Here is an 11,996-nt window from a genome sequence, read left to right as displayed (position 1 = left end):
GCTTATCGGCCATTGGCTGCATTTTGCAATGCCGCCTGTGCTTCTACTCAAACGTCTTTACCGCCAGAACGCACAAGACGCGCCAAAACAAAGCCTATTGCAGCTGCGGCACCAATGGCCACCGCTGGGCTTTTGCGGACAAATTGTCGTGCATCTTCTGCCAACGCATCCACATCCTTAGCGTCCATTTTGCCGGCGAAGCCTTCCACCATATCAGCTGCGCTGCGGGCATAGTCGCCATATTGCTTGCCAACATTATCGTCGATGGTGCCAGCGCTATCCCGGATTAGCTTGCTGATGCTGCCAACCGCTTCGGTCGCGCGATCCTTGCCTTTTGTTGCCGCCGCGCGGACGGTGTCGGTGGCTTGGGCCTTAAAGCCATGCATGTCGGGTGTGACCTTTGATTTGGCGGTTTCGGTCTTGCCTTTGGCTGGTTGCGCCTTTGTTACAGCTCTTGGTGCCGGGGTCTTCGCCTTGGCAGGCTTGGATGCTGCCTTAGCAGTAGGCTTGGCTGCTGATGACTTAGTGGCTGCTTTTTGGGCTGCTGCGGGCTTTTCGGTTTCGGCCATAACAATGGATCCTTTTAAACAACTGGGGCGAAAGAAATTGTCTTGCTACCCATGAATATTTGTATTGCGCGTGCCTTAGTCAACTATAGCACCGCAAATTTAGTTTTAAAAACGATATGTCGGTGGGTCGTTGCCAAATCCTGATCACAAGGATAGACGCGCTGACATAACGCCTCACTCGCACGAACGGACACTAGTTATGACAGCTATCCTTGATATTCACGCTCGCCAGATCCTCGACAGTCGGGGCAATCCGACGGTTGAAGTCGATGTCGTGCTGGAGGATGGCAGCTTTGGTCGCGCCGCTGTGCCATCTGGTGCATCCACAGGCGCATATGAAGCTGTTGAAAAGCGTGATGGCGACAACTCCAAATATATGGGCAAGGGCGTGCTACAAGCGGTTGAGGTCGTAAACGGACCAATTTTCGAAGCGTTGGTCGAACTGGACGCGGAGGAGCAGGAAAATATCGATGCGGTCATGATTGACCTTGATGGCACGGACAATAAATCGAACCTAGGCGCGAATGCCATTCTGGGCGTCAGCCTTGCGGTAGCAAAAGCCGCTGCGGACGCACGCGGGCTTCCGCTGTATCGCTATGTTGGCGGCGTAAATGCCCATGTCCTGCCAGTGCCGATGATGAATATCATCAATGGCGGAGAGCATGCCGACAATCCGATTGATTTTCAGGAATTCATGGTCATGCCGGTCGGCGCTGGCTCCATTGCCGAAGCCGTCCGCTGGGGCTCAGAAATATTCCATACGTTGAAGAAGGGCCTGCATGAGAAAGGTCTGGCAACCTCGGTAGGCGACGAAGGTGGTTTTGCCCCCAATTTGGCGTCAACCCGTGATGCGTTGGATTTCATAATGGCGTCGGTTGAAAAGGCTGGATTTAAAGCAGGGGTAGATGTCGTTTTGGCGCTGGATTGCGCCGCGACCGAATTCTTCCGCAATGGCAAATATGAAATATCAGGTGAGGGACTTTCGCTGACACCCCATCAAATGGCCGATTATCTTGCTGCGCTCTGCAAGGACTATCCAATCCTGTCGATCGAAGACGGCATGAGCGAAGATGACTTTGAAGGTTGGAAGGCGATCACTGACAAAATTGGTTCCGAGGTGCAATTAGTGGGTGACGATTTGTTTGTTACGAACCCAGAGCGCCTGTCGATGGGTATCGGCAAGGGACTTGCAAACTCCTTGCTGGTGAAGGTCAACCAGATCGGTACTTTGACCGAGACGCTGGCCGCCGTGTCTATGGCACACCGCGGGTCCTACACGGCCGTGATGTCGCACCGTTCGGGCGAAACCGAAGACGCGACGATTGCAGACCTTGCCGTGGCGACCAATTGTGGCCAAATCAAAACCGGAAGCCTCGCCCGTTCGGACCGGTTGGCCAAGTATAACCAGCTTATCCGAATAGAAGAAGAGCTTGGCGCTTCTGCGATTTATGCCGGTCGGGGTATTTTTCGCTGACCGTGATATCCTTGCCAAATCGTCTAAAATATGATTCTGTCTGAATATGGTCCGAGGCAATAAAAAACCGGAATATATGAAGTCAGTGGTTGGGCCTGCTTTGGGGCTTCTGGCTTTGCTCGGGATCGCGTCTTACGCGTTGCTGGGTCCGACGGGAATCATTGCGTGGACCGACTATCGCGCGGCGTTGAGTGAGCGTAAAGTTGAGTTGGCAAATCTGCAAAAGGAACGGGACGCTTTGAGGAATCGGCAGATGCTGCTGGATCGGGATAATGTTGACCCAGACCTTGCGGGCGAACTTATGCGCAAAGAATTGAACGTTGTTGCCCCTGACGAAGTGGTCGTTCCACTAAAGTAAGGCGCTTTCCATATAATGAATAGCTATGCCTTGATTTACGTAGCGGAAAAGTCTTTTCACCTTAACCGTTTTTGACTAGGCGGCTTTAAATTCGCATATAAAAATTCCACCAAAGGAAATAATTTTGGCATCCACCCCAGCGAAAAAATCTGCTTCCAAGAAGGCAAGCGTCAGCGAAGATGCGGCGCGCGCCAACAGGGAGCGTCCGACCGAGCCAGTGCCGTATAAAGCGACTAAGGAAGAGCTTCTAAAGTTCTACCGCGACATGTTGCTGATCCGGCGTTTTGAGGAAAAGGCGGGGCAGCTTTACGGACTAGGGCTGATTGGTGGTTTTTGCCATTTGTATATAGGGCAAGAGGCGGTCGCGATCGGCCTGCAATCCGCGCTAACACCCGGCAAAGACAGCGTCATAACCGGCTATCGGGACCATGGCCATATGCTGGCTTATGGTATCGACCCAAATATCATTATGGCCGAACTGACTGGCCGCGCTGCCGGCATATCGAAGGGCAAGGGCGGGTCAATGCACATGTTTTCGACCGAACATAAATTTTACGGCGGACACGGGATTGTCGGGGCGCAGGTATCGCTCGGCGCGGGCCTTGCCTTTGGGCATAAATATGCGAATGATGGCGGCGTGTGCCTTGCCTATTTTGGCGACGGCGCTTCCAATCAGGGGCAGGTATATGAAAGCTTCAACATGGCGGAGCTTTGGAAACTGCCCATCATTTTCGTGATTGAAAACAACCAATATGCAATGGGCACCAGCGTCAACCGCGCTTCGTCCGAAGATCAGCTTTATCGCCGCGGTGAGAGCTTCCGCATCCCCGGCATACAAGTCGACGGCATGGATGTGCTGGCCGTACGCGGCGCTGCCGAGGTTGCGCTGGATTGGGTGCGCAGCGGTAAGGGACCTGTATTGTTGGAAATGAAAACCTACCGTTATCGGGGCCATTCCATGTCCGACCCTGCTAAGTACCGCAGCCGTGACGAAGTCCAGTCGGTCCGCGACAACAGCGACCCGATTGAAGGTTGTAAAGCCTATCTCGCCGAAATGGGTGTGGGTGAAGACGCGCTGAAGATGATTGAAAAAGAGATCAGGACGATTGTGAACGAATCCGCCGATTTTGCCGAAACCTCGCCAGAGCCGGATCTTACTGAACTATATACTGACGTGCTGGTGGAGCAATATTGATGGCAATCGAACTTAAGATGCCCGCGCTTTCGCCAACGATGGAAGAAGGCACCTTGGCCAAATGGCTGGTCAAAGAGGGCGATAAGGTTAAATCTGGCGATATTCTTGCGGAGATCGAGACCGATAAGGCGACAATGGAATTTGAAGCTGTCGACGAAGGCGTGATATCTTCGATTAATGTTGCCGAAGGGACCGATGGCGTCAAAGTTGGCACCGTGATTGCGTTGATTATCGGTGAGGGGGAGGAGGCCGCTGCGCCTTCTTCAAAACCAGTCGCATCGAGCCCCGTCGAGAATCCGGCAGATAATGCGCCAGCCCCAATTGTGCCGAATAAGCCCGATACAAAAGGGAAGGGGCGCGCCACGCCTGCAAAATCTGAGCCAGTCGCTATCGCGAGCGGCAATATGCAATCCGTCACCTTACGCGAAGCCTTGCGCGATGCCATGGCAGAGGAAATGCGCCGCGATGACCGCGTATTTGTGATGGGTGAGGAAGTCGCAGAATATCAAGGGGCCTATAAGGTCACGCAAGGCCTGCTGGACGAATTCGGCGCGCGGCGGGTCATTGATACGCCCATCACGGAATATGGGTTTGCTGGCGTTGGCACGGGCGCTGCAATGGGGGGCTTAAGGCCAATCATTGAATTCATGACCTTTAACTTTGCCATGCAGGCCATTGATCACATCATCAACTCAGCGGCGAAGACCAATTATATGTCCGGCGGACAAATGCGTTGTCCCATCGTGTTTCGTGGTCCCAATGGTGCAGCAGCACGTGTCGGTGCACAGCACAGCCAGAATTATGCACCTTGGTATGCCAGCGTCCCTGGCCTCATTGTCATTGCGCCTTATGACGCCGCCGACGCGAAGGGATTGTTGAAAGCCGCCATCCGTTGCGAGGACCCAGTTGTATTCCTGGAAAATGAATTGCTCTATGGCCGCACCTACGACGTTCCAATGGGCGACGATCATGTGTTGCCCATTGGCAAAGCGCGGGTGATGCGTGAGGGCAAGGACGTTACTATCGTCAGTTACTCTATTGGCGTTGGCCTCTCGCTTGAGGCGGCGGACAGGCTGGCCGAAGAAGGCATCAACGCGGAGGTCATTGACCTGCGCACCATTCGTCCGCTCGACAAGGCGACGGTTTTGGCAAGCCTTGCAAAAACCAATCGCTTGGTCGTTGCCGAAGAGGGTTGGCCAACATGTTCGGTTGGCAGCGAAATTCTGGCGATCTGCATGGAAGAGGGCTTCGATGATTTGGACGCACCCGTTTTGCGCATCACCAACGAAGACGTACCCATGCCTTATGCAGCAAATCTGGAGAAAGCGATGCTATTGAACGCGGACAAGATTGTGGCTGGCGTTCGAAGAACGCTTGGGGTCTAATCGCGCGGTGACCAGATTGTCTCGGCGCTGGTTATTGAAAGCCAATGATAGCTTTGCTGCGCATAAAGTGCGCACATGACGACCGACGCTGTTTTGGAATTGGTTCCGCCCGCCCGGCTGGCAATTGCCTATGCGCCGTCAAATATTCGGTCTGCTTTTGCATTGCTTCTGCAAATCGACAACCGCTTTGCCGAGATATTGCGCAATGCGCGCGAGCCGATGATCGCACAGATCAAGATGGCGTGGTGGCGCGAAGCTTTTGCCAGCCCAGCTGAGGCGCGACCGAAAGGGGAGCCATTACTGCAAGCGCTAAACGAGGTGGGTGAGTATATTCCTTTAAGCGCGCTTGAGGCGCTGGCTGCGGCGTGGGAGCATCTGCTGGGCAATGAGCGGTTCAGCCAAGAGCTTGTCGACGCCCATGCCGAATTGCGCGCAGAGGCGATTTTTCTGACCTATGCGGGTTGGATGGGCACAGTGCAGGATATGCGCCCAATTGGGCGGATATGGGCGCTGGAAGCCCTGCGGATTGCGTTTCCCGAACGCGTTGCAGATTGCAATATGCCCCATGCGCCGTTGCCAAAGGCACGGGCTTTGCGGCCATTGTCTATTTTGACCATGTCCGTGCGGACGGCGTCAGGGTCAAGATTAATTTTACATGCTTTAACAGGGATTTAGGTATAGGCTCTGCTTGCGAGCCATCAATCAGGAGATGGTTGCAATGCAGCGTATGTTGATCGGCGGTGTTGCTGCCTTATTCATGGCGCGCGGCGGACTATTGGTCTGGCAGGGCATGGCCAAACAGCCATCGCTTATCCCCGCGCCGCCACCGCCCGCTGCCATATCCGACAAACTCCCTGAAGCAGGGGCCGATGCGCCTGCCTTTGGTCCCCCGCCGCCTACGCCGCCGGAGGCGCCAAAAGCGAGCCGTGAGGAAGTGCGTTTCAACCGTTATGACCGCAACAGGGATGAGCTTGTCTCTCGCCTTGAAATGATGGGCAGCCGGACGAAGGCGTTTAAGGCGCTGGATACCGATGATAATAATCTGCTGACATTTGAGGAATGGGCCGCCGCCACGGGCCAGCGTTTTGCGAGCGCCGATGGAAACAAAGATCAGCTTTTGACGCGCAAGGAATTTGCCCGGACCCGGCCCAAGACACCCGCAAAGCCGGGATGTCGCTGCTAGGTCCTGACCCTAGGCCGCGATGGCTTGGGCGGTGATCCAGCTGTTTAAGTCTGTTCGCGCCCTATTGGTCATCGCGGCTTTGCGTGATTTCTTGTGCACTTTTTCATCGAGCGGTGCGAACAGGCCGAAATTGATGTTCATCGGTTGATAATCGTCGGCCAACGCATCGCCGGTGATATGGCCAAGCAATGCACCAAGCGCGGTGGTGGATGGTGGCGCCGTAACCGTGCGTCCGGCCAATTCCGCTGCCGTCATAATACCGGCCATCAAACCTACGGCACTGCTTTCCACATAGCCTTCGCAGCCCGTAATTTGCCCTGCAAAGCGAATATGCGGGGCGGATTTTAACCGAAGCTGCCGGTCCAACAATATGGGCGATCGGATGAAGGTGTTGCGATGTAAACCGCCAAGGCGCGCAAACTCAGCCTTTTCAAGACCCGGGATCATGCGGAGCAATTCAATTTGCGCCTTGTGCTTCATCTTTGTTTGAAACCCGACCATGTTCCACAAGGTGCCCTGTTTATTGTCCTGCCGTAATTGCACCACGGCATGGGCCCAACGGCCCGTTTTGGGGTTGTCGAGACCAACAGGCTTCATAGGGCCAAAGCGCAACGTGTCTAACCCGCGCGATGCCATGACCTCAATGGGCATACAGCCTTCGAAATAAGGCGTATTGGTCTCCCATTCCTTGAACTCTGTTTTCTCCGAGTCCAGCAGACCTTGGTGAAAGGCGCGATATTGCGCCTCGTCCATTGGGCAATTGATGTAATCCTTGCCTTCGCCTTTGTCCCAGCGCGAGGCATACCACGCAATGTCCATGTCGATGCTGTCATGATAGACAATGGGCGCAATCGCATCGAAGAAAGCAAGGCGGTCCTCACCTGTTTTCGCCATAATGCTTTCGGCGAGATTTGTTGCAGTCAGCGGGCCAGTGGCGATAATCACGGGCCGGTCAGTTGGAATGGCGTCTACACGTTCGCGGACGATTTCGATGTTGCTGTTAGTTTCGAGATGCTTTGTGACGGTTTCTGAAAATACATCGCGATCCACGGCAAGTGCGGAACCGGCGGGTACCTTGGCGACTTCGGCCGCTTGCATAATCAGCGAACCCAAATCCCGCATTTCCTGATGCAAAAGGCCAACGGCATTGTTTTCGGCATCGTCCGACCGAAAGCTGTTGGAACAAACCAATTCTGCCAGACCATCGGTCTGATGCGCTGGCGTCATATCTCCTGATCCGCGCATTTCCGACAGCCGCACGCGTATCCCGCGCTGTGCCAATTGCCACGCTGCTTCGCAGCCTGCGAGGCCGCCACCGATAATCTGGACATCATGTTTTTTGGTCATGAACGTGCGGCTATCAAAAATCTTTGGCGCTGCACAGGCAAAAGCGCCAAGATGGGCCATGGGATTTACATTGAACTCTTCGGGCGACGGAACAATCTTGCGCCCAACGCTGCTTCCACCGCCTTTTGACGCGCACAAATATAGCCGTGGGCACGCGATGCTGTGGAGTGGGCCAGTCTTGCACACTGGCGCTTCGCGGCTATCTGCACAGGCGGCATTGGCCGTGGGGGCTGGCCTTGTAACGCTGATTGGCGACAGTGCGGCGCTGACGGAACACGCCGCCCATGTGACCGCTATCATGTTGCGCGAAACGGATCTGTCCTTGGCCTGTGTCGATGATCGCGTTACCGCCTTTGCCATTGGCCCAGGGGCAGGGGCATTTGTTCGGCAGGCTGTCCTCAAGATTCTGAGCCTGAGTGTCCCGACTATACTCGATGCTGACGCGCTGACCGCCTTTGAAGGCGACCCCGCTACCTTGTTTGGCGCAACAGGTCCGTATGACGTGATGACGCCGCATATGGGCGAGTTCCGTCGGCTTTTCCCGGACATACCGACTGATAATACTGCAGAGGCCGCGCGCCGAGCAGCGGATCGGGCGCAATGTGTTGTGCTGCTTAAAGGATCTGAAACTTGGATCGCTGCGCCTGATGGCCGCGCATTGGTGAACCGCCACGCGTCACCATGGCTCGCAACTGCCGGTTCGGGTGATGTGCTCACTGGGCTGATTTGCGGGTTGGTGGCACAAGGCGTGCCGGCGTTTGACGCGGCAAGCATAGCGGCATGGCTGCATGGTGATATAGGCATATGCGGCGGACCAGGGCTCACCGCGGACAATATGATTGGTCATATTCCGCTTGTCTTGCGCGGGTGTTTGCACGATGCAAGCAAACATGGCTGAAGATCTTGCACATAAACGCCCGTATTTGCTCGGCAGCTTGATTGCAGGGATTAGCTTTCCAGCAACATGGCTGTTCCTGCCGATTGACGGCGGATTATACGCCATCATCTGGAAAATGGCGGCGGTTGGGCTGCTGGTGCCATTTGCCTTGCGCCGTCATCATCAGGGCGAATTTATCCTGCTGGCTATAATGCTTGCATTTTATGCACTGGGTGACGGGTTGATTGAACTCAGCATGGTCGCCGGGGCCTTGGCCTTTGCCGCCGGACATGCAGTGGCGATGCTCATCTATTTCCGTCATCGGCGGGTCAAACCGGTGTTCGACCAAAAATTGCTGGCCGCCACAATATTGTTGGTCACGCCAGTGATTGCGTATTTCCTGCCGCCCACGCAAGACGAAGGCATTCAGGTGGCGGCTTATAGCGTCATCCTCGCCATCATGGCGGCCATGGCATGGAGCAGCAATTTTCCGCGTTACCGCGTCGGTTTTGGTGCGATATTGTTTGTGGTTTCCGACTTGCTGATCTTTGCTGAGCTTGGACCGTTAGCCGGTTCGACAATGACGGGCATTGCCATCTGGTATCTTTATTATTTCGGTGTGCTGATGATTACGGTTGGCATAGCGCAGACATTCGTAAAACGTGGGCATTTTGCCGAAGGTGAAGAGCGCGACTGAATAGGGCAGGATTAAGCAGGCCCATAAGGAAGAGGTTTCGCTTTAGCTGCGCGTTTCGTCACCCTGTAGCCGCCCGCTTCATTCGGGGCAACGTCGGCTTGGTTCACTTATTCAGGGTGACGTAGCCTGTGCTCCAGGTGACAGTCGCTTGGGCTACTCCGCTATCGGCGTATCGGTGATCGCGCCTTCGCTTTCGGCTCCACTTTGAATGGAGGCGTCGGCATCATCGTCATCGCTCTCGTTAATCTTGGCCGCGCCGACCACTTGTTCATTGTCGCCGACATTGAACAAGCGCACGCCAGCGGTTCCGCGACCCAAAACGCGCAAGCTGTCGAGCGGCATGCGGATAAGCTTTGCCTGATCGGTGACGAGCATCAATTGATCACCCTTTGTCGCGGGGAAGCTGGCTACGACGGGACCATTGCGTTCGATATTGTCGATATTGGTGATGCCTTGGCCGCCGCGACCCGTGCGGCGATAGGCGTAAGCAGATGACAATTTGCCATAGCCATTGGCGCACACCGTCAGGATGAACTGTTCACGCTCGGACATTTCCGCGATACGTTCGGCAGAAATCATCGGCTCGCCTTCCTTCTCGGGTTTCCAATGGGCAAAGCGAAGATAATCCTCGCGCTCTTCTGGCAATGTGCCGACGCGTTTGAGGATCGATAGCGACATAACCTCATCGCCTTTCGCCAATTTCATCGCGCGCACGCCAGTCGACGCGCGGCTTTGGAATTCGCGAATGTCGTCAGCCGCAAAGCGAATGGCCTTACCATAACGGCTTGCAAGAAGGACATCATCTTCGGCGCTTAACAGTTCGACGCCAATCAGCTTATCATCGGCATCATCGCCTTCAAACTTCATGGCGATTTTGCCGTTGCTTGGGACATTTGCAAAGGCGTCCATGCTATTGCGGCGGGCATAGCCCTTTGATGTCGCAAATACGACGCTCAAGCCGCCCCATTCGGCTTCATCCTCAGGCAAGGTCAAAACATTGGATATGACTTCGCCTTCGCCCAGTGGCAGCAAGTTGACCATGGGCCGACCGCGTGTGGACGGGCCGCCTTCGGGCAGTTTCCAAACCTTCAGGCGATAAACCTTACCAATGTTGGAAAAGAATAATACAGGCGTGTGCGTGCTGGTCACGAACAATTCGGTAACGGCATCCTCATCTTTGGTCGCCATACCCGCGCGGCCCTTGCCACCGCGGTTCTGCGCGCGGAATATCGCCAAGGCGGTACGTTTGATGTAACCACCATGGGTGACGGTAACGACCATTTCCTCACGCTCCATAAGGTCTTCATCGTCCAAGCCATCCCAGCTTGCGGTGATTTCGCACAAGCGCGGGGTCGAGAATTCTGCGTCAATCGCAACGAGTTCTTCGCGCAGAACAGCATATAGCTTCACGCGGTCGCCCAAGATTGCGAGATATTCCGCGATGCTTTCTGCAAGGCCCTGAAGTTCTTTACCAATTTCGTCACGGCCAAGGGCGGTTAGGCGATGCAGACGCAATTCAAGAATGGCGCGAACCTGCAACTCTGACAATTGGTAGCTGTCGCCGGTAATCTCGGTTTCGACGGCTTCGACCAATTTGATGTAGGACGCGATTTCGGCGATTGGCCATTTGCGCGCAATTAATGCCGCGCGCGCTTCGGCGGGGCTGGCGGAACCACGAATGATCCGCACGACCTCGTCCAAATTGGTAACCGCAACAACAAGGCCAAGCAACAAATGCGCGCGTTCGCGGGCCTTATTGAGTTCAAACTTCGTGCGGCGGGTGATTACTTCTTCGCGGAAACGAATGAAAGATTCGATGATGTCGCGCAGGTTCAAGACTTCGGGCCGACCGCCACGAATGGCGAGCATATTGGCGGGGAAGCTTGATTGCGCCTGCGTGTGGCGCCACAATTGGTTAAGGACAACGTCAGTGGTCGCATCCCGCTTTAGATCGATGACGATACGCACGCCTTTACGGCTCGATTCATCGCGAATGTCGGATACGCCCTCAATCCGCTTATCCTTCGCCGCTTCGGCGATTTTCTCCACAAGGCCGGATTTGCCGACCTGAAACGGAATGCTGGTGAGGACGATGGAGCGGCGGTCGCCTTTTCCTTCTTCAATTTCATGCCGCGCGCGCTGCATGATGGAGCCCTTGCCTTCACGATAGGCCGCGCGTGCACCGCCCGTGCCAAGGATTAGCGGGCCTGTAGGAAAATCAGGGGCCGGAACGATTTCGATAAGTTCGTCAATCGTAATCGCCGGATTATCGATATAGGCCAAGCACGCCTTGATCACTTCGCCCAGATTGTGCGGCGGAATGTTGGTCGCCATGCCAACGGCAATACCGCCAGCGCCATTGACCAAAAGGTTCGGGAAACGCGCGGGCAAAACCTGCGGCTCTTCCCGACTGCCGTCATAATTGGGCTGGAAATCAACCGTGTCCTTATCAAGATCGTCCAAAAGCGCGTTGGCGACCTTGTTCAACCGCGCCTCGGTATAACGCATCGATGCGGGCGGATCGGGGTCCATCGAACCAAAATTGCCCTGACCATCGATCAACGGCACGCGCATTGACCAATCTTGAGTCATACGCGCCAGCGCGTCGTAAATCGCGCTGTCGCCATGTGGGTGATAATTGCCCATCACATCGCCGACGATCTTCGCCGATTTGCGATAGGGCCGCCCGGCGACGAAGCCGCCTTCTTGGCTAGCGAACAAAATCCGGCGGTGAACCGGCTTTAAACCGTCGCGCACATCTGGCAGGGCGCGCGATACAATGACCGACATCGCATAATCGAGATAGCTCGACTTCATTTCATCGACAATGTCGACCGGTGAAATGTCTGATGGGTCCAAGGTAACTGTGTCGTCGGTCACGCCGCGATAATCCTTATATTTTTATAATGAC

Annotated in this window: 11 protein-coding genes; 8 read left to right on the top strand and 3 right to left on the bottom strand. The window is 55.1% G+C overall.

The annotated features are described in order from the left end of the window. Positions 1 to 47 precede the first annotated feature (47 nt). Complete coding sequence (locus tag ACILP3_RS07185) at positions 48 to 569, bottom strand: hypothetical protein (RefSeq protein ID WP_395615975.1); 522 nt, start codon at positions 567 to 569, stop codon at positions 48 to 50. A 199-nt stretch (positions 570 to 768) separates the two neighbouring features. Between ACILP3_RS07185 and eno the strand changes: the two genes are divergently transcribed. The 6 genes from eno to ACILP3_RS07155 all read left to right on the top strand — a co-directional run bounded on the left by eno (position 769) and on the right by ACILP3_RS07155 (position 6,164). Next, complete coding sequence (gene eno, locus ACILP3_RS07180) at positions 769 to 2,043, top strand: phosphopyruvate hydratase (protein WP_395615974.1); 1,275 nt, start codon at positions 769 to 771, stop codon at positions 2,041 to 2,043. Positions 2,044 to 2,119: 76 nt separating this feature from the next. Continuing rightward, positions 2,120 to 2,401 (top strand): septum formation initiator family protein, encoded by a 282-nt coding sequence (locus tag ACILP3_RS07175; protein WP_395615973.1) that lies wholly within the window; start codon positions 2,120 to 2,122, stop codon positions 2,399 to 2,401. A 124-nt stretch (positions 2,402 to 2,525) separates the two neighbouring features. Next, complete coding sequence (gene pdhA / locus ACILP3_RS07170; RefSeq protein ID WP_395615972.1) at positions 2,526 to 3,596, top strand: pyruvate dehydrogenase (acetyl-transferring) E1 component subunit alpha; 1,071 nt, start codon at positions 2,526 to 2,528, stop codon at positions 3,594 to 3,596. Beyond that, complete coding sequence (locus ACILP3_RS07165) at positions 3,596 to 4,981, top strand: pyruvate dehydrogenase complex E1 component subunit beta (RefSeq protein ID WP_395615971.1); 1,386 nt, start codon at positions 3,596 to 3,598, stop codon at positions 4,979 to 4,981. Before pdhA ends, ACILP3_RS07165 begins: the two co-directional genes overlap by 1 nt. A 75-nt stretch (positions 4,982 to 5,056) precedes the next feature. Continuing rightward, entirely contained in the window at positions 5,057 to 5,656 is a 600-nt protein-coding gene (locus tag ACILP3_RS07160; protein ID WP_395615970.1) for a squalene/phytoene synthase family protein, read from the top strand. Between the two features lie 43 nt (positions 5,657 to 5,699). Continuing rightward, complete coding sequence (locus ACILP3_RS07155; protein WP_395615969.1) at positions 5,700 to 6,164, top strand: hypothetical protein; 465 nt, start codon at positions 5,700 to 5,702, stop codon at positions 6,162 to 6,164. A gap of 9 nt (positions 6,165 to 6,173) precedes the next feature. Here the strand turns inward: ACILP3_RS07155 and trmFO are convergent, their stop codons facing one another. After that, positions 6,174 to 7,511 carry a methylenetetrahydrofolate--tRNA-(uracil(54)-C(5))-methyltransferase (FADH(2)-oxidizing) TrmFO gene (trmFO, locus tag ACILP3_RS07150; protein ID WP_395615968.1) on the bottom strand — a complete coding sequence of 446 codons (1,338 nt, stop codon included), beginning with the start codon at positions 7,509 to 7,511 and terminating at the stop codon, positions 6,174 to 6,176. On the opposite strand from trmFO, the gene ACILP3_RS07145 reads away from it, so the two are divergent. Both ACILP3_RS07145 and ACILP3_RS07140 read left to right on the top strand, forming a co-directional pair. After that, complete coding sequence (locus ACILP3_RS07145) at positions 7,510 to 8,409, top strand: NAD(P)H-hydrate dehydratase (protein WP_395615967.1); 900 nt, start codon at positions 7,510 to 7,512, stop codon at positions 8,407 to 8,409. The genes trmFO and ACILP3_RS07145 overlap by 2 nt on opposite strands. Beyond that, the gene (locus ACILP3_RS07140; protein ID WP_395615966.1) at positions 8,402 to 9,085 is read left to right on the top strand and encodes a lysoplasmalogenase; all 684 of its coding nucleotides are present in this window, start codon (positions 8,402 to 8,404) and stop codon (positions 9,083 to 9,085) included. Before ACILP3_RS07145 ends, ACILP3_RS07140 begins: the two co-directional genes overlap by 8 nt. Positions 9,086 to 9,238: 153 nt before the next feature. On the opposite strand, the gene gyrA is transcribed toward ACILP3_RS07140, so the two are convergent. Further along, positions 9,239 to 11,965, bottom strand: coding sequence for a DNA gyrase subunit A (gene gyrA / locus ACILP3_RS07135; RefSeq protein WP_395615965.1), 2,727 nt, complete (start codon positions 11,963 to 11,965; stop codon positions 9,239 to 9,241). Between the last annotated feature and the right edge of the window lie 31 nt (positions 11,966 to 11,996).

It is taken from the genome of Sphingorhabdus sp., assembly GCF_044239665.1.
GTDB lineage: Bacteria > Pseudomonadota > Alphaproteobacteria > Sphingomonadales > Sphingomonadaceae > Sphingorhabdus_B.
The sequence above is the reverse complement of the archived record's forward strand: the minus strand, read 5'-3'. Positions and strand labels throughout refer to the sequence as shown.

What these genes read in the sequence shown, in the direction of transcription:
- ACILP3_RS07155 (WP_395615969.1), top strand. Translation starts at nt 5,700, where the DNA reads ATGCAGCGTATGTTGATCGGCGGTGTTGCTGCCTTATTCATGGCGCGC.
- ACILP3_RS07140 (WP_395615966.1), top strand. Translation starts at nt 8,402, where the DNA reads ATGGCTGAAGATCTTGCACATAAACGCCCGTATTTGCTCGGCAGCTTG.
- eno (WP_395615974.1), top strand. Translation starts at nt 769, where the DNA reads ATGACAGCTATCCTTGATATTCACGCTCGCCAGATCCTCGACAGTCGG.
- ACILP3_RS07160 (WP_395615970.1), top strand. Translation starts at nt 5,057, where the DNA reads ATGACGACCGACGCTGTTTTGGAATTGGTTCCGCCCGCCCGGCTGGCA.
- ACILP3_RS07165 (WP_395615971.1), top strand. Translation starts at nt 3,596, where the DNA reads ATGGCAATCGAACTTAAGATGCCCGCGCTTTCGCCAACGATGGAAGAA.
- ACILP3_RS07145 (WP_395615967.1), top strand. Translation starts at nt 7,510, where the DNA reads ATGAACGTGCGGCTATCAAAAATCTTTGGCGCTGCACAGGCAAAAGCG.
- trmFO (WP_395615968.1), bottom strand. Translation starts at nt 7,511, where the DNA reads ATGACCAAAAAACATGATGTCCAGATTATCGGTGGCGGCCTCGCAGGC.
- ACILP3_RS07185 (WP_395615975.1), bottom strand. Translation starts at nt 569, where the DNA reads ATGGCCGAAACCGAAAAGCCCGCAGCAGCCCAAAAAGCAGCCACTAAG.
- ACILP3_RS07175 (WP_395615973.1), top strand. Translation starts at nt 2,120, where the DNA reads ATGAAGTCAGTGGTTGGGCCTGCTTTGGGGCTTCTGGCTTTGCTCGGG.